Here is a 16,904-nt window from a genome sequence, read left to right on the forward strand (position 1 = left end):
CCCGGTGGGCGGGGGGGGGGCCGCGCCCCCCCCCCCCACGTGCGCCCCCCCCCCCGCGCCCCCCGCCGCCGGGGCGGGGCCCGGGGGCGGGGGCCCCCCCGGTTCGAGCAGGACGTCGTCGGCTGGGCCTGGTGGCGCTCCCCGCAGGGGACGGAGTTCCTGCTCGCGGCGGGCAGCCGGCGGGTCACCCGGCTCGCCGTCAAGGGCCCGGACTGGTCCGCCGACCGGCCCGCCCCGGACCACACGCTGGCCGTCGAACGCCCGGCCCGGGCGGCCGTCCAGGTGGAGGCGGCCCTGGACGGCGGCGCCCGGATCAGCCCGCCGCACTGAACCGACCGGCCGACTCGCGCGCGCACTTCGGCAGCTCGCTCTCCGGCAGCTCGCTCTCCAGCGGCTCGTAGTCCGGCAGCCCGCCCTTCGGCAGCTCGTAGTCCGGCAGCTCGACGCTGGAGACCTGCTTCCCGAGCTCCAGCATCCGGTTCAGCACCCAGCGCCGGTTCAGCAGCCCGTTGCGCACGCGCAGGCCGGTGGCGGTGCGCGGCGCCAGGAACGGGCCGGTGCGGTCCCCGCCCTTCTGGCAGCCCTGGGCGTAGCCGCGCAGCAGTTGCTCGTACCGGGCGAAGGCGGTGCGGTGGTCGCCGCGGGCGCGGGCCAGTTCGCCGGCCAGGACGTACGCGGCCACCACGGCGGTGCCGGTGCCCATGCCGCCGATGGTGGCGCCGCAGGCCGCGTCGCCGAGCAGGGCGATCCGGCCGCTGTACCAGGTGGGGACGTCGGCACGGCTGATCGAGTCGAAGTAGAGCTCGGGGGCGTGCCGCAGGCTCTCCAGCAGGCGCGGCACCTCCCAGCCCAGGCCCGCGAAGGCGTCCCGCACCAGGGCCTTCTGCTGCTCCTGGTCGTGGCGGTCGTAGCGCAGTTCGGGCGAGGCGAAGAGGCAGAAGGCGCCCGCGCGGGCCGGGTCGCGGTGGTCGGCGCCGATCGAGGCGAGCCGGCCGGGGACGTTGAGGCCGACCGAACCGGGCGGCAGGCCGAGGTCGTTGGGGAACTGCCAGGTGGCCGCGTAGTAGCCGAGGTGGCGGACGTAGCGCTGCTCGGGGCCGAAGGCGAGCCGGCGGACGTTGGAGTGCAGCCCGTCGGCGCCGATCACCAGGTCGAACTCGCGCGGCGCGCCGTGCCGGAAGGCGGCCCGCACGCCGCTCGGGGTCTCCTCCAGGGCGGTGATGGAGTCGCCGAAGACGTACTCGGCGCGGGCGCGGCTGTGCCGGTACAGCAGCTGGGCGAGTTCGCCGCGCGGGATCTCCAGTTCGCCGCCCGCGAACTCGGCGGGCAGGTGCAGGAGTCGGCGGCCGTCGGCGCCGAGGAAGGTCATCGGGCTGCCGCCGGTGTCGAGCGCGCGCAGTTCGTCGAGGACGCCCATCCGCTCCAGCACCGTCAGGTGGGTGCGGCCGCGGAAGTCGACGTTCTGGCCGCCGCCGCGCAGCGCCGGGGCGAGTTCGACGACGGTGACCTCGAAGCCGTACCGGCTGAGCCAGTGGGCCAGGGCGGGGCCGGCGATGCTCGCGCCCGAGATCAGGACCTTGGTGCTCATGGGAAACCACTCCGTCCGAGAGGATCGAGAAACTGTGTCTGGTGGACACTATTTGCTGCTGTGTACGGTAGACGCAGTTAGGTCGGACGAGCAACCCCCAGAACGGGAGCGGAATGTGAGCGAGGCGGCGAACGACATGGTGCGGCTGCTCTGGGGCCCCCCGGCCAAGCCCACCCGCGGGCCGAAACCGGCCCTCAGCCTGGAGCGGATCGCGGCGGCGGGCGTCGAGATCGCGGACGCCGAAGGCCTGGGCGCGGTCTCGATGCAGAAGGTCGCCGGGCTGCTCGACTTCACCAAGATGTCGCTCTACCGCTACGTGCCCGGCAAGGCCGAACTCGTCGCCCTGATGGTCGAGGCCGCCGTCGGCGAGCCCCCGCAGGACCGGCACGCCCACGACTGGAGGAGCCAACTCACGGCCTGGGCACACCACTTGACCGAGTCGTTCGGCCGCCACCCGTGGCTGCTCGACGCCACCGTCGGCCCCCGGGTGATGGGCCCGAAGGAACTCACCTGGCTGGAACGGGTGGTGACCGCCCTCGACGGCCACGGACTGACCGGCCCCGAGCGGATGGACGCCGCCGTCCTGCTCGCCGGACACGTCCGCAGCATCGCCCAGCAGTCCCGCGCCGCCGGGCCCGACGGCTCCCCCGAAGCCGAACTCCTCACCGCCCTCGGCACGCTGGTGCACCAGCACGCCGACCGCTACCCCGCCCTGGCCGCCGCCATGACCGGCGAGGACGGGCGCGACCAGGCCCTGGACTTCGGCCTGGACCGCATCCTGGACGGCCTCGCCGCACTGATCACCCGCCGCACGGGCACCGCCTGACGCCTCCCGCCCCGCCTCCTGCTCTGCCTCCCGCCCCGCCCCGCGCCGCCCCGCCTCCCGAGGAAATCCGATGGGCCCGCGTTCGGTCAGCCGCTAGCATCCCGGGCCATGGCGATGTTCGTGCACCTGACCGCCGCGGCGAACGCGCCGCGGATCCGCCGCGCCGGGATCCGGGCCGACAGCCGGGGGCAGGGCGGGGTGCGCGGGCTGTACTGCTTCCCGGTATTGCCCTCGTACCCGCTGACCCACCAGTGGCTGCGCGAACTGGCCCGGTTCGGCACCGGGGGCTCGCTGGTCGCGGTGCACCTCCGGCTGGACGACACGCAGCAGGTGCTGGCCGGGCACTACCGGGACCGCGCGAGGGACGCCCAGCAGTGGGTACCCGCCGCCGAGGCGGTGCGGCGGATCGCCGAACTGGCGGACCCGCGCGGCTGGGAGGTGTTCGTGCCGCGCGCGGTGGGCGCCCGCGAGGTCCACCGGATCCGCGGCGTGCCGCAGGTCTCCGGCTGGCGCTACCAGCCGAACGCCCACGGCACCCGGCCTTGTCCCTGCATGGGCTGCCAGCCCGTCGGCGGGTACGGCAGCCGTCGACTGCGCGAGCGCCACCAGCACCCGTTGGACGCCCCGCCGCCGCCCGTGCCCGTCCTGCTCGCCCGGATCGAGGCCGCCGGCGAGCCGGGCGACCCCGCCGAACTGCTCGCCGCCCTGCAGAGCTTCGGGCGCCGCCGCCGCGGCCCACTGGACCGCCTCGCCCGGCTGGCCGCCCACCCGGACCCGGCCGTGCGCGAGGAACTGGTGTGGGCCGTCGCCGGCTGGTCCACCCCGGGTGTCGCCGCCCTGCTCGACGGTCTCGCGAACGACCCGCACCCTGACGTCCGCGAGGCCGTCGAGGCGGCACTGGAGCGCTGAGGGCCGGCCGCCAGGAGTCCTCGGTGAAGCTCGGGACCGAGCAGGTGCAGCCGGAGCCGTAGAAGCTCCCGACGTGCCCGTTCGGCCGATCCGGGCGATCATGGGACGAACCGCGTCTCGGCGATTCGGCGCGCCGGTGTCAGTCCGGCGGCGCCCGGAAGGTGGACTGCGATGTTCCAGCTCCTGTGGATTCTGCTCATCGGCTTCGTGCTGGGCGTATTGGCCAAGCTGATCCTGCGCGGGCCGCAGTCGATCCCCTGGTGGCTGACGATGCTGCTCGGCGCCGCCGGGGCCTGGCTCGGCAACGCCGTCTCCGGATGGATCGGCGTCCGCCACACCTCGGGCATCGACTGGATCCGGCACCTTCTCCAACTCGGCTTCGCCGTCGCCTTGGTGGCCTTCGTCGCCCCGGCCTGGAGCAAGTCCCACCCGAGCCGCTGACCCGGACGACCCGGACTGCCGCTGACCTGGACTGCCACTGAGCAGAGGCGGAGACGGTCGACCCGTTCGGCGGGGAGGTGCCGTCAGCCGACGTGGACGGCCGGGCGGCGGCTGCGGTCCGGTTCGGCCTCGCGCAGGACTTCGCGGGTGACGGGGGCGATCTCGCCCTGCCCGAACAGGAAGAACCGCAGGAACTGGGCGAAGGGGTTGCCCTCGGTCCACTCGAAGTAGATGTGCGGCTGCTGCCCGGTGAGGTCCCGCACCCGCAGCAGCAGGGCGGCCAGCGCGTTCGGCACGCTGGAGCTCTGCAGCGTCAGCACCCGGTAGCGGTCGTGCAGCACCTCGCCGCGCACGGCCAGCTCGGCCTCGAAGTCGGACGGGTCGAGCACCGTGACCTCCACGAACACCAGGTCGTCCTCGACCGGGATGTCGTTGTCGGCGCGGATCTGGCGGATCTTGTCGCGGTACTCGGCGAGGTCCCGGCTGTTCGGCTCATTGGCGATCAGCCGCAGCGGGCGGTGCATGTAGTCCCGGACGAAGCGTTCCGCGACGGCGTCGAGCACCACGTCGGTGACGCGCAGCTCGAAGGCCCGCTTGAGCCGGGAGAGGAAGGAGACCAGCATGATGCCGGCGATGAAGCAGCCGCCGATCTTGACGCCGTCCGGCCGCTCGGCGATGTTCACGGCCGTGGTGTAGAGGAAGACCCCGGCGATCACGGCGAAGCCGACCGTCCTGCGGCGCTGCCCGGACTTGTGGGCGGCGATGGTGACGGCGATGGCGGCCGAGCTGATCAGCACCAGCACGCCGGTCGCGTACGCGCCGCCCTGGGCGTCCACGTTGGCGTCGAACAGCCAGGTGACCAGGAAGGCGATCAGGGTGAGGACGATCACGGTGGGGCGCACCGCGCGGGCCCAGTGCGGGGCCATGCCGTAGCGGGGCAGGTAGCGCGGCATCAGGTTGAGCAGTCCGGCCATCGCGGAGGCGCCGGCGAACCAGAGGATGGCGATCGTGGACAGGTCGTAGACGCTGCCGAAGGTGTTGCCGAGGTTCTGGTGGGCGAGGTAGGCGAGCGCCCGCCCGTTGGCCTGGCCGCCCGCCTTGAAGGCGTCCGCCGGGATCAGCAGGGTGGTGATGAGGCTGGTGGTGATCAGGAAGCAGCTCATGATCGCGGCCGCGGTGGTGAGCAGCTTGCGGGCGCCGCGGATCCGGCCGGTGGGCTTCTCCTCGGTGTCGTCCGGGTCGCCCTCGATGTGCGGCATCACGGCGACGCCGGTCTCGAAGCCGGACAGACCGAGCGCCAGCTTCGGGAAGACGATCAGTGCGACGCCGATCATCGCGATCACGTTGCCGTGCTCGGCGGTGAGCGCGTCGGTCCAGTCGCCGACGACGTGCGGGGCCTTCAGCACGTGCCAGAGTCCGTTGGTCACCACCACGACGTTCAGCGCGAGGTAGACCGCGACCAAGACGACGGCGATGCCGATCGCCTCGCTGAAGCCCTTGAGGAAGACCCCGCCGAGCAGGGCCACCATGATGAGGGTGATCGTCACCTGCTTGCCGGTCAGCACGCTGTGCAGATGCGGGTTCTCCACCAGGTGCGCGGTCGCGTCGGCGGCCGACAGGGTGATGGTGATCATGAAGTCGGTGGCCGCGAAGCCGAGCAGCGTGAGAACGAAGAGCTTGCCCTGCCAGAACGACAGCAGCCGCTCCAGCATCGCGATCGAGCCCTGGCCGTGCGGGCTCTCCTGGGCGACCCGCCGGTAGACGGGCAGGGCGCCGAGCAGGGTGACGATCACCAGCACGATGGTCGCCAGCGGCGAGAGCAGGCCGGCGGCGAGGGCGGCGATGCCGGGCTGGTAGCCGAGCGTGGAGAAGTAGTCCAGGCCGGTCAGGCACATCACCCGCCACCAGCGCTGGCCCTTGACGTGCGGCGCCTCGGCGTGCGGGCCGGGGTGCTGCTTGGCCATGTCCGACAGGCCTTCCAGCATCCACGCCCGGAACCTCGCGCCGCGGGTCGCGGGCGTCACCCCCGGATCGGCCGAATCCGACGACACCACGTGCACCCCTGTCCACGAGTCGGCCGGCCGCGCTCGGCTCCGGCCCCCAAAGGCCGCCGGACGGCGGGCCTGGTCAGGCTAGGGGACCGGATCGGTGCCGCCGGGGAGCAGCGCGTCCGGACACGCCAGCGGTGCCCCGGACGGCCCTCAGCGGTGGCGGGCGGCGCCCCGCCGTGCTGGTCGTCCCGGCGCGGCGGGCCGCACCTGCTGCCCGGAACGGGCGAGGATGTCCGCGCGATCGACCGATGTGTGCAGGTTTTGCCGAGGACGGACACCAGGGAGGCAGCGGTGGCGGAACCGAGTCGGCGGGGGATTCTGGGCCTGGGCCTGCTGGCGGCGGCCACCGCCTCCTGCGGCACCCGCCGCCCGGACCCCGCCCCGCACTCCTCGTCCGACGGCCCTGCCCCGCGCCCCTCCGCCGACGACCCCGCCCCGACCGCTGACGCCCAGCACGTGGACGTCCCGCCGGAGCAGTCCCTGCCCGGCGCGCCCGACTGGGAGATCACCGACCCCGGCCCCGCCGACGCCATCGAGGGCTTCGCCGACCGGGTCAGCGTGCTGCCCGGTGAGCAGTTCGGCCTGCACGTCTCCACCCCGGCCGCCGCCTTCACCGTCTCCGCCTACCGCACCGGCTGGTACGACGGCGCCCGCGCCCGCCTGGTCTGGCGCCGCGAGCACGTCCCGGGCGGCCGGCAGCCCGCCCCGCACGTGGACCCCGCGACCAGGACCGTGCTGACCGGCTGGCAGCGCACCCTCGCCGTGGACACCACCGGCTGGCCCGAGGGCGCCTACCTGCTGCGCCTGGACGCCGAGGACGGCTCCGGCCAGCGCTACGTCCCGCTCACCGTCCGCTCCGCCGCCACCGCCGGGCGGACGGTGGTGATGAGCGCCCCCGCCACCTGGCAGGCGTACAACGGGTGGGGCGGGTACAGCCTCTACAACGGCCCCACCGGCGGTCTGGCCACCCGCTCGCTGCGGGTGGTCTTCGATCGGCCCTACGACTACGACCACGGCGCCGGGCTGTTCCTGGTGTACGAGGCGCCACTGGTCGCGCTCGCCGAGCGGCTCGGGCTGCCGCTCGCCTACACCACCGGGATCGACGTGGCCCGCGAGCCCGGGCTGCTGCACGGCGCGAGCGCCGTCCTCTCGCTCGGCCACGACGAGTACTGGTCCCCCGAGCAGCGCGCCCAGGTGGTCGCGGCCCGGGACGCCGGCACCAACCTGGCGGTCCTGGGCGCCAATTGCTGCTTCCGCCGGGTCCGCTTCGAGCCCTCGGAGCTGGGCCCGGACCGGACGGTGGTCTGCTACAAGGACGCGTGGGCGCAGGACCCGGGCCACCAGACCGGCGCCCCGGCGACCACCGACTTCCGGGCCGGCCCGGGCGCCGACCCGGAGAGCTCGATGCTCGGCGTGATCTACGACGGCTACCCGGTGGACGCCCCGTACGTGGTCGGCTCGCCGGAGCACTGGGCGTTCGAGGGCACCGGCGTCGCCGCCGGGGCGTCGTTCCCGCACCTGGTCGGCGTCGAGTACGACCGGGTGGACACCGCCTTCCCCACCCCGCGTCCGATCGAGGTGATCGCGCACTCCCCCGTGGTCTGCGAGGGCCGCCGCTCGCACTCCGACACCGCGTACTACACCGTGCCGGGCGGCGCCGGGGTGTTCGCCTCCGGGACGATGCGCTGGGTGGAGGCCCTGGACGCGCACGGGCCCGGGGGCGGCAGCGCCGACCACGGGATCGACGCCCGGGCCGGGGACCTGGTCCGCCGGGTCACCGAGAACGTCCTGCGCACCTTCGCCGCCGGCCCGGCCGGCCTGGCCCACCCGGCCCGGGACAACCTCGCGACCGTCTACGGCGGGGCGTAGCCCGCCGGGAGCTGCGAGGGACCGTCTGCGAGGGGCCGTCGAAGAAATTTCCCGGAACGACGGATCGGGGCGGTGACGCGGCGCCCCGGGCACGCATCGCGGTCGAACGGATTTCCGGGCCGTGGCCGGCCGTGCCCAGCCCGTCACCCGGGGCGAGGAACCGTCCGCCGCACCGATACACTCGCACGGTCTCATCCACCGCAGGTCGTCAAGGACAACCGTCCGGCGTGGCACGGGTGCCGGCCGGAAAGGGCACGAGGGAAACAGAACATGGTCGAGGCCTCCCCGAAGGTCGTTGTCGTCGTCCCCACGTACAACGAGCGGGAGAACCTTCCGGTCCTCGCGGGTCTTCTCGCGGACCTCCCGGTACCGGGCCTGCACCTGCTGGTGGTCGACGACAACTCGCCGGACGGCACCGGCGAGATCGCCGACAAGCTCGCCGCGGAGTCCGGCGGCACCGTGGGCGTGCTGCACCGCACCGAGAAGGACGGCCTCGGCCGCGCCTACCTGGCCGGCATGGCCCGGGCCCTGGACGAGGACGCCGACGTCGTGGTCCAGATGGACGCCGACCTCTCGCACCCGGCCTCGGCGATACCCGCGATGGTCCAGGCCCTGCTGGCCGACGACACCGCCGTGGTGCTCGGCTCCCGCTACGTGCCCGGCGGTTCGACTGCCGCGGAGTGGCCCTGGCACCGCAAGGCCCTGTCCGCGTGGGCCAACCTCTACGTCAACACCATCCTCGGCCTGGGCGTCCGGGACGCCACCGCCGGTTTCAAGGCCTGGCGGGCGAGCACCCTGCGGGCGATCGACCTGCCGACCGTGCAGAGCAGCGGGTACTCGTTCCAGGTCGAGATGAACTACCGGGTCGTCCAGCGCGGCCTGACGATCCGCGAGGTGCCGATCCGCTTCGAGGAGCGGATCGAGGGCGCGTCGAAGATGAGCATCGGGGTGCAGGTCGAGTCGGCGCTGGCGCCCTGGAAGCTGCGGCTGAACCGTCAGGACCCGCGGTAGGCCGTATCCCGCCGCCGTGACCCTGGCCCGGGTCAAGGCCCGGGCATACGGGTGCCGGTCGGGCGGCTCGGCGGTGTGAAGGGCTGCCACAGGGAAAGAAGGGCGACATGGCCCTTCTCCCGGAGTCCCTCACGGCCCTGATCCGCCGCGGCGCCCGAGAACCGTTCGTCGTCCAGACCGTACGGGCCACCGTGGCCGCCACCCTCGCCTTCGCGGTGGCCACCCGGCTCAGCAACGAGCCAGCCCCGCTGACGGCCCCGCTCACCGCGCTGCTGGTGGTGCAGGTCACCGTCTACTCGACGCTCAAGACCAGCATCCGCCGGGTCAACTCGGTGGTGGTCGGCGTGCTGATCGCGACCGGTTTCAGCGCCGTGGTGGGGCTCTCCTGGTGGAGCCTCGGGCTGATCATCCTGGCCTCGCTGGTCGTCGGCCGGTTCGTCCGGGTCGAGGAGTTCGTCCAGGAGGTCGCGATCAGCGCCATGCTGATCCTCGGCGTCAGCGGGCTCGCCTCGCAGGCCTGGGACCGGGTGCTGGAGACGCTGATCGGCGCCGCCGTCGGCCTGCTGTTCAACCTGCTGTTCGCCCCGCCGGTCTGGGTGGACACCGCCGGGGAGTCGATCGAGGACCTCGCCCGGCGGGCCCGGCAGCTGCTGCTGGACATCGCCGAGCAGCTGGGCCGTCCGACCCCGGTCGCCCGGGCCGCCGAGCAGCTGCACGAGGCCCGCCGGCTCGACCACGCCATCGCCGACGTGGACGTGGCACTGCGCCAGGCGGAGGACAGCCTGCGGCTCAATCCGCGGATCAACGACGGGCTGCTGTCCCGGCTGGTGCTGCGCACCGGACTGGACACCCTGGAGATCTGCGTGGTGGTGATCCGGGTGCTGGCGCGCTCGTTGACCGACCTGGCCAAGCGGCGCGCGCCCGGCGAGCGGCTGTTCCCGCCGGACGTCGCGGTGGGCCTGGAGGAACTGCTGGCGCACGTCGGCGGGGCCATGGTCAGCTTCGCGGTGCTGGTCACCACCCAGGTGAGCCGCAGCGCCGAGGAGGCGGAGCGGCGGCTGACCGCCGAGCTGGCCGCGGCCTGGACCTGCCGGGAGAACGTCGCCCAGGTGCTGCTGCAGAAGGTGCGGGAGCACCCGGAGGCGTGGCAGTTGCACGGTTCGATACTGGCCGAGGTGGACCGGATCCTGGACGAACTGGACCTGGAGCACCGCAGCCGGCGGCTGATGGAGGAGCTGGACCGGGCCTCGGTGGCGAGCCGGGAGCGGTTCTCGCGGTTCGCCGGGCTGCCAGGTGTCGACGTGGCGGTGCCGCCCGGTCGCTGTGTCACCGCTGACGCGGCGCACGAGTGTCGGAGGGGAGAGCTCGGGGGGCGCCGGGGCGCCCGCCCGGCGGAGCGCCCAGGGCCCACCCCCCCCCACGCGCGCGGGCGCGCCGGCCGCGCGCCTGCGACACCGCCCACAGGGCATCGACCAGGGTTCCTGCGGGAGCGGGTGGCCGGTCTCCAGGTAGGTCTTCAGGTTGGACAGCACCGCCGACCAGCCCTGCTCGACGTCCGCCCGCTCGGCCTCGTCGGCCAGCTGGTCGTGGGTGACGGTGAGCCGGGTGAGGTCGTGCCAGCCCCGGAGCTCGAAGGTGACCCGGGAGGGACCGCCCGGGCGTCGTTCCCCGGGCCCCGCCCAGGTGGTGACCAGCCGGTGCGGGCGGTCGACGGCCTCGACGACGCCGATCACGTCGGCCGTCCCGGAGCCGTCGGCCCGCTGGTGCTCCCAGGGCGCGCCGGGCAGCCAGGTGGAGACGTTGCGGTGGCCCCAGTAGAGGCCGGACTCGTCGGCGTTGGTGAGGGCGTGCCAGACCCGCTCGGGGGTGGCGCGCAGGTAGAGGGTGCTGCGGAAGGCGGGCGCGGCCATCGCGTCAGCCCCTGGCCGCGTCGAGCAGCGGCTGGACCTCGATCTTCTGCATCCGCATCATCGTCGCCATCACCCGGCCGGCCTTGGCCCGGTCCTCGTCGGCGATCAGGTCGAGCAGGACGCGCGGGGTGATCTGCCAGGAGAGGCCGAAGCGGTCCTTGAGCCAGCCGCACGGGCCCGCCTGGCCGCCGTCGGCGGTGAGCTTGGCCCAGAGCTCGTCGACCTCCTGCTGGCCGTCGCATTCCACCTGCAGCGACATGGCCTCGGTGAAGTGGAACTCGGGGCCGCCGTTGAGGGCCGCGTACTCCCGCCCGGCGAGTTCGAAGGCGACGGTCATGACCGAGCCGGCTCCGCCGGGGCCGGTCTCGGGGTAGCGGGTGACCTGCGTGATGCGGGAGTTGGGGAAGAGGGAGGTGTAGAAGGTGGCGGCCGCTTCGGCCTGGTCGTCGAACCAGAGGAAGGTGGTGATCTTCTGCATGCGCCCGACGGTAGCCCCGGGCCCCGCCCGGACGGCCGAGCCACGGCCGGGGGTCACCGGTTCGGCGCCCCCGGCCCGCGGCCCGCCCGCTACCGGGTCAGTGCACCCAGCCCGCGTAGCGCTGCACGAAGCGCAGGCCGGTGTGGGCGGTGACGACGACGTCGTAGCGGCCCTGCTTGTCCAGCGGCCAGGACAGGTTCACCTGCTGCCCGGGCTTGACCCGGACGGTCTGCGCGGTGCCGGCGAAGTCGTTGGGGGCGGCGGTGAAGGAGACGTCGGTCATGCCGTCGTTGGCCACCTGCAAGGTGAGCCGCACGCTGCCGTGCAGGTCGGCGGTGACGATCGGCACGCCGATGTCGTTCTGGCCGTCCTGCCCGTCCCGGACCACGGTGCCGGCGAAGCGGCGGACGAAGCCGTCCGGGCCGTGGACGGTGAAGTCGTAGCGGCCGTTGGTGGTGGCGGCGTCCCAGACGTACCGGGCGGTGGCGCCGGGGGCGACGGTGTACGGGGTGCCCGCGAAGGGCAGCGCGATGTTCGGGTAGACGGTGTACGGGAAGGCCACCGAACCGTCGTTGCTCATCGTGCAGGTGACCTTGCCGGTCTTGCGGTCCACCTCCACGTCGGCCCACGGCTGGTAGGGCAGCGGGCGGTGCGGGCGCTCGCCGCGCTCCTGGACGGGCATCGACTGGGCTCCGACCGCCGGGAGGGCGACGCCGGGCAGCTTGGTGCCCGCGTCGGCCCTGGCCATCAGGGCGGTGGTGTCGGGCAGCGACGGGACGGACGGGTTCGGCGCGGCGAAGTCGAAGCAGCTGGTGAGGTCGCCGCAGACGGACCGGCGCCAGGCCGAGATGTTCGGCTCGGCGACGCCCGTGACCAGCTCCATGAAGCGCAGCACGGAAGTGTGGTCGAAGACCTGGGAGTTGACCCAACCGCCGCGCGACCAGGGCGAGACGACCCACAGCGGGACGCGGTTGCCGAGGCCGATGGCGCGGCCCTGGGTGAACTCCTCGGGAGTGCCGGGCTCGGGGGTGGGCGGGACCATGTGGTCGAAGTAGCCGTCGTTCTCGTCGTACATGACCAGGAAGACGGTGTGCTCCCACACCGCCGGGTTGGACATCAGCGACTGGAGGGCCTGGTTGACCCAGTGCGCCCCGTACGCCGGGCCGGCCTCCGGGTGCTCGGAGAAGAGGTAGGGGGCGACCAGCCAGGAGATGGTCGGCAGGGTGCCGTCCTTGCAGTGGCGGTCGAAGGCGGCCGGGTCGAACTTGGTCATCGCGTTGATGTAACGCGGGTCGGTGGGCGGGAAGTTGTGGAACTGCTTGAAGTAGGAGAGGGCGTTGTCGTCGTAGTCGCCGGTGCGGTCGTCCTTGCTGGGGTTGTGGTAGACCCGCCAGCTGACGCCGGCCTGCTCCAGGCGCTCGGCGTAGGTGGTCCAGTCGGCGACGGGGTTGTCGGTGACCGGGGTGTTGTCGATCCAGGGCCCGGTGGTGCCGTCGCGGCCGGGGCCGGAGGTGCCCGTCCAGAGGTAGAGCCGGTTGGGGTCGGTCGGGCCGGCGAGGGAGGTGAAGTAGGCGTCGCAGAGGGTGAACGCGTCGGCCAGGGCGTACTGGTAGGGGATGTCGTCCCGGGTGAAGTAGCCCATGGTGCGCTCGCCCTTGGCGGCGATCCACTTGTTCATCGCACCGTTGTTGATCGTCTGGTGGCCGGTCGCCCAGTCGTGGGGCAGGCCGCCGGCGTTCTGCGCGTTGTACTTCGAGGTGTCCATCCGGTACGGCAGCATGGCTCCGCCGTCGCTGCGGCGGCTGTCCGGCTGGCGGAACACGTCGGCGCCGTCCGGGAATTGGAGCGCCTGCTTGTCGCCGAAGCCGCGGACGCCGCTGAGCGTGCCGAAGTAGTGGTCGAAGCTGCGGTTCTCCTGCATCAGCACGACGACGTGCTTGACGTCCTTGATGGTGCCCGTCAGCCGCTCGGAGGCGGCAGGGGCGGCGGCGGGGGCGGCCTCGGCGGGGGCGGCACCCAATCCGGTCAGGGCGGTGGCGCCGACGGCCGCGGTGGCGCCGACGAAGGTGCGGCGGGAGAGCTCGGACATCACGAACTGGCCTCTCAGAGCTGGAAAGTGGCGACGGCGGCGGCGGTGTCGGAGGGCCACTCGTTGGCGGCGGTGTTCGGCTCGGGCTGCGGCCAGTCGGCGACCAGGGTGTGTGCCTCGACCAGCTTCAGCGGGCCGGCGTACTGGACGTAGTCGATGCGGTCCTGCGGCTCGGGCTTGGCGCCGCGCTGCTTGCGGGTGGGCGACCAGGTCGCGCCCGGGAACTTGACCGGGTCGCGGTGCTCCTCGCGGAAGGTGTCGGTCAGCCCCGCGCCCTGAAGGGCCACGCCGACGGGCCAGTTGAGCACCCCGACGCCGCCGTGCGCGGCGGCGGTGGCGGCCGTCCAGTCCAGGTGGGACGGCGAGGAGAGGGCACCGGCGAGCACCACCGGAGTGTGCCGGGCGATGTCCGCGCGCACCGCTGCGGCCAGGGCCTTGGCCTGCTTCACGCGGAGCGAGGCGGTCTCGGCCGCCTCCGTCTGGGCGGCCGTCCGACCGTCCTGGAGCGCGTACGGGCCGTAGCCGGCCTCGTCGAGGTGCGCGGCCCAGAACCGGACGGCCCGGCCACCGGGGAGCTGCACGGTGGCCCCGGCGGCGGGCAGGTCGGCGGTCGGCGGGGTGACGTCGGCGAGCGGGTAGCGGCTCAGGATGCCGACGCTGCCGGGGCTCTGGTAGGCGTACCAGCCGAGCGCGTCGGCCAGGGTCTTCGCCCGCTCACCAGCGGTCTCCTGGAGGGCGAGCACGTCCAGGCCCTGGGTGAGGACGACGCGCAGCTGCTTCTCCAGGGCGTCGGTGTACCCGGCGCCGGCGTCGTGCAGGTTCCAGCTGGCGGCCTTGAGGCGCGGCGGCGCGGCGGGGTCGACCACGGGGATGAGGACGGTGACGGTGTCGACGGCACCCGCGCTGTCCTTGACGCCGACGACGGCCACCTCGGGGCTCTTGCCCGCCGCGGGCGCGGTGCCGGTGAGCGTGCCGTCGGCGGTGACGTTCAGCCAGGACGGCCCGCTGACCTTGCGGAAGGCGGCGCTCCCCGCCGGGTTGCCGGCCGGGCGGGACCAGAGGCCGCCGAGCTTGACGGAGACCGCCGCGCCAGGGGCGACGGGCGCGGTGGTGAGGGCGTCCACGGCGCTGTGCGGGCGGACGACGGCCGGCTTGGCGCGGAAGCTGAACGGGGCCGTCTGGGCGAGGACGCCGTAGCCGTCCTTGGCGAGCAGGTAGGCGGTGTACGGGCCGCCGGTCAGCGCGGAGGTGTCGAGCTGGAGGTCGCCGGAGGTGCCCGGGACGTACTTCCAGACGAGGGAGCTGCCGTTGCCGGGCTGGCGGCCGCCGTCGTACACGCCGACCCAGTTCTTGGCGTCGGGGGCGTCGGTCGTCCAGTGGAAGGTGAGCCGGTCGCCTTCGGTGGGGTTGGCGGAGGAGGTGAGGGTCAGGGCGCTGCCTGCGGCCACGGTTGTCCTGTCCGCCGCCCGGGGCCCGGTCCGCCGGGGGTCGGCGCCGGGTCCGCGCGCGGCTGGTCACGGAGGCTGGGAAGGGAGGGCCCGGCAGTTGGCTGTACAACTGCGGGCGGCCCTCATTCATCCGAAAGTCAGCGACCGGGACGTGAACGGCGCGTGACGGCCCATCGGGCGGTTCGGGAACTCCGTGGCGGGCGGCGGGAATCCTCGGCGGAAACGCCGGGAGCGCTGGGAGGGCCGGAAACGCCGGGGGCCGCGACGGGATCCGTCGCGGCCCTCCTGTGCTGCTGCGCTGCTGCGCCTCTTGGCTTCTGCGCTCCTCGGCTTCCTGACTTATGCCAGGGCGAGGAACAGCTTCTCCAGCTCGGCCTCGCTCATCGGCGGGGTGTCCTCGTCGGAGACGGCCATGCACTGGCGCATGCCGCTGGCCACGATCTTGAACCCGGCCCGGTCCAGGGCGCGCGAGACCGCCGCGAGCTGGGTGACCACGTCCTTGCAGTCACGGCCCGCCTCGATCATCGCGATCACCCCGGCCAACTGGCCCTGGGCACGGCGCAGCCGGTTCAGGACCGCGCCGACCGACTCCTCGTCCACCTGCATGTCCGGGCCGCCTTTCGCATCGACTGTCGACTGACAACTGTACCCGGCGGGGTATCCATTCCCGGGCGGGGCGATGCGGGCGAGGGGCGCTGGGGCCTTCGGCGGTTCAGCGGCGGTGTTCAGCGGCTTTGGTCAGCGGCTGTGCTCAGCGGCGGGCGAGGCGGCGCTCGCCACCGGCGCCGGTCTCGTACGGGAGCCCGTAGTGCGCGAACACGGCCGGTTCCTCCTCGGCGGGCAGGACGTCGTCGGTGCCGATCGACGGCGCCTGCTTGACCTGGTTCTTCGGGAACGCCACCCGGACGTAGTCCGGCCCGACGACCGCCCCGTCGAGCGGGACGAACACCAGGCGGCGCTTGGTCACCAGGCCGACCGTGACGGTGGCGAAGAACGGCTGGTCGGTGGCCGTCTCCACGTAGACGGACTCCAGCGAGCCGATGCGGCGGCTCTTCTCGTCGACCACGACGTGGCCGCGCCATTCGCGGATGTCTGCCATAGCGATCACCACGGCGTCGGACCTCCCGTTCCCCGGCCTTTCCGCTTCCGTCGTCCGGCGACGGTTCGCCGCCGGGACCTCCCATCCTGCGCCGGGACGACCGGGGGCGCGCGATGGGCGACGAAAACGGACATACAGGGGTGACCCGACCAACCGCCACCAGGGCCGTGACCTGGGCTTTAGGCTGTCCGCCGAGGGAGTTGCAAGCAGATCATCCGATCGTCAACAGACGGAGGCAACGGCCGTGGGACACGACGACCTGTGGGAGTCCGGCGAAGCCGGAACCCCGGCCGACCTACGGCCCGACATCCCGCACCCGGCCCGGATGTACGACTACTACCTCGGCGGGAAGGACAACTTCCCCGCCGACCGGGCCGCCGCCGAGAAGGCGCTCGCCGCCAATCCGGAGTTCCGCTCCACCGCGCGGGCCAACCGGGGCTTCCTCACCCGCGCGGTGCGCTGCGTCGCCGACCTCGGCATCGACCAGTTCCTCGACATCGGCACCGGCATCCCCACCGCCGGCAACACCCACGAGATCGCCCAGGCCGCCAATCCCGGGGCGCAGGTCGCCTACGTCGACAACGACCCGATCGTGCTCAGCCACGCCCGCGCCCTGATGTCCGGCACGGGCCCGGGGCGGACCGCCGTCCTCCAGGCCGACCTGCGCGAGCCGTCCGCCGTACTCGCCGCCGTCGAGGCCGCAGGGCTCCTCGACCTCTCCCGACCGGTCGGCCTCGTCCTGGCCGCCGTCCTGCACTTCCTGCGCGACGAGGACAAGCCGTACCAGGCGGTCGACACGCTGATGGACGCGCTCCCCTCCGGCAGCCACCTCGTCCTCTCGCACGGCACTGCCGACTTCATCCCCGCCGAGGTCCGCGACCGCGTCACCGGCATCTACGACAAGGCCACCGCCCCCCTCGTCGGCCGCACCCGCGACGAGGTCCGCACCTTCTTCGACGGCCTCGACCTCCTCGACCCCGGCATCACCACCGTCCCCCTCTGGCGCCCCGACACCGCCCCCGCCCCCGGCGCCGACCGCGTCAGCATCTACGGCGCGGTGGGTCGCAAGCCCTGACGGCACCCCGGGGGGAATATACCGACCGGTCTACTGATCCCCCCCCCCCCCCCCGAGCCGGGACCCTCCCCGAACAACCGCTGATCCGACGATTCCGCCCTGCGCGCAGG

The 16,904-nt window shown here is 73.4% G+C and carries 13 protein-coding genes and 3 pseudogenes; 8 read left to right on the plus strand and 8 right to left on the minus strand.

Going from position 1 to position 16,904, the window contains the following annotated elements; translation table 11 throughout:
• Nucleotides 1–330: pseudogene (locus tag ACFV6I_RS26215) on the plus strand (hypothetical protein); the annotation flags it as partial.
• On the opposite strand, the gene ACFV6I_RS26220 reads toward ACFV6I_RS26215, so the two are convergent.
• The gene (locus ACFV6I_RS26220) at nt 314–1,588 is read right to left on the minus strand and encodes an FAD-dependent monooxygenase (RefSeq protein WP_380427971.1); all 1,275 of its coding nucleotides are present in this window, start codon (nt 1,586–1,588) and stop codon (nt 314–316) included. The pseudogene ACFV6I_RS26215 and the gene ACFV6I_RS26220 overlap by 17 nt on opposite strands.
• Nucleotides 1,589–1,724: 136 nt before the next feature.
• Here ACFV6I_RS26220 and ACFV6I_RS26225 point away from each other — a divergent pair, with 136 nt between their 5' ends.
• The 3 genes from ACFV6I_RS26225 to ACFV6I_RS26235 all read left to right on the plus strand — a co-directional run bounded on the left by ACFV6I_RS26225 (nt 1,725) and on the right by ACFV6I_RS26235 (nt 3,764).
• Nucleotides 1,725–2,414, plus strand: a complete 690-nt coding sequence (locus ACFV6I_RS26225; RefSeq protein WP_380343975.1) for a TetR/AcrR family transcriptional regulator — start codon at nt 1,725–1,727, stop codon at nt 2,412–2,414.
• A gap of 108 nt (nt 2,415–2,522) precedes the next feature.
• Nucleotides 2,523–3,323 carry a HEAT repeat domain-containing protein gene (locus ACFV6I_RS26230; RefSeq protein ID WP_380427973.1) on the plus strand — a complete coding sequence of 267 codons (801 nt, stop codon included), beginning with the start codon at nt 2,523–2,525 and terminating at the stop codon, nt 3,321–3,323.
• 171 nt (nt 3,324–3,494) lie between these two features.
• Nucleotides 3,495–3,764, plus strand: a complete 270-nt coding sequence (locus ACFV6I_RS26235; protein ID WP_363582603.1) for a GlsB/YeaQ/YmgE family stress response membrane protein — start codon at nt 3,495–3,497, stop codon at nt 3,762–3,764.
• Between the two features lie 83 nt (nt 3,765–3,847).
• Here the strand turns inward: ACFV6I_RS26235 and ACFV6I_RS26240 are convergent, their stop codons facing one another.
• On the minus strand, nt 3,848–5,749 hold the full coding sequence (locus tag ACFV6I_RS26240; RefSeq protein ID WP_380427976.1) for an amino acid transporter: 1,902 nt from the start codon (nt 5,747–5,749) through the stop codon (nt 3,848–3,850).
• 357 nt (nt 5,750–6,106) lie between these two features.
• Between ACFV6I_RS26240 and ACFV6I_RS26245 the strand changes: the two genes are divergently transcribed.
• The 3 genes and pseudogenes from ACFV6I_RS26245 to ACFV6I_RS26255 form a co-directional block, all read left to right on the plus strand.
• Nucleotides 6,107–7,684, plus strand: a complete 1,578-nt coding sequence (locus ACFV6I_RS26245; protein ID WP_380427978.1) for a N,N-dimethylformamidase beta subunit family domain-containing protein — start codon at nt 6,107–6,109, stop codon at nt 7,682–7,684.
• Nucleotides 7,685–7,954: 270 nt separating this feature from the next.
• Nucleotides 7,955–8,695, plus strand: coding sequence for a polyprenol monophosphomannose synthase (locus ACFV6I_RS26250; RefSeq protein ID WP_063350695.1), 741 nt, complete (start codon nt 7,955–7,957; stop codon nt 8,693–8,695).
• 107 nt (nt 8,696–8,802) lie between these two features.
• Nucleotides 8,803–9,984: pseudogene (locus ACFV6I_RS26255) on the plus strand (aromatic acid exporter family protein); the annotation flags it as partial.
• 273 nt (nt 9,985–10,257) lie between these two features.
• Here the strand turns inward: ACFV6I_RS26255 and ACFV6I_RS26260 are convergent.
• The 6 genes and pseudogenes from ACFV6I_RS26260 to ACFV6I_RS26285 form a co-directional block, all read right to left on the minus strand.
• Nucleotides 10,258–10,605: pseudogene (locus tag ACFV6I_RS26260) on the minus strand (SRPBCC domain-containing protein); the annotation flags it as partial.
• 4 nt (nt 10,606–10,609) lie between these two features.
• Entirely contained in the window at nt 10,610–11,083 is a 474-nt protein-coding gene (locus tag ACFV6I_RS26265; RefSeq protein ID WP_363582595.1) for a VOC family protein, read from the minus strand.
• Nucleotides 11,084–11,180: 97 nt separating this feature from the next.
• Complete coding sequence (locus ACFV6I_RS26270) at nt 11,181–13,172, minus strand: phosphocholine-specific phospholipase C (protein WP_380427981.1); 1,992 nt, start codon at nt 13,170–13,172, stop codon at nt 11,181–11,183.
• 14 nt (nt 13,173–13,186) lie between these two features.
• Complete coding sequence (locus ACFV6I_RS26275) at nt 13,187–14,620, minus strand: endonuclease/exonuclease/phosphatase family protein (RefSeq protein ID WP_380427983.1); 1,434 nt, start codon at nt 14,618–14,620, stop codon at nt 13,187–13,189.
• A 339-nt stretch (nt 14,621–14,959) separates the two neighbouring features.
• Nucleotides 14,960–15,226, minus strand: a complete 267-nt coding sequence (locus ACFV6I_RS26280) for a metal-sensitive transcriptional regulator (RefSeq protein ID WP_063350689.1) — start codon at nt 15,224–15,226, stop codon at nt 14,960–14,962.
• Between the two features lie 145 nt (nt 15,227–15,371).
• Nucleotides 15,372–15,719 carry a PRC-barrel domain-containing protein gene (locus ACFV6I_RS26285; RefSeq protein ID WP_380427985.1) on the minus strand — a complete coding sequence of 116 codons (348 nt, stop codon included), beginning with the start codon at nt 15,717–15,719 and terminating at the stop codon, nt 15,372–15,374.
• 244 nt (nt 15,720–15,963) lie between these two features.
• Between ACFV6I_RS26285 and ACFV6I_RS26290 the strand changes: the two genes are divergently transcribed.
• The gene (locus ACFV6I_RS26290; protein ID WP_380343898.1) at nt 15,964–16,794 is read left to right on the plus strand and encodes an SAM-dependent methyltransferase; all 831 of its coding nucleotides are present in this window, start codon (nt 15,964–15,966) and stop codon (nt 16,792–16,794) included.
• Nucleotides 16,795–16,904: the final 110 nt, after the last annotated feature.

The sequence above is a fragment of the Kitasatospora sp. NPDC059803 genome (assembly GCF_042732255.1).
GTDB lineage: Bacteria > Actinomycetota > Actinomycetes > Streptomycetales > Streptomycetaceae > Kitasatospora.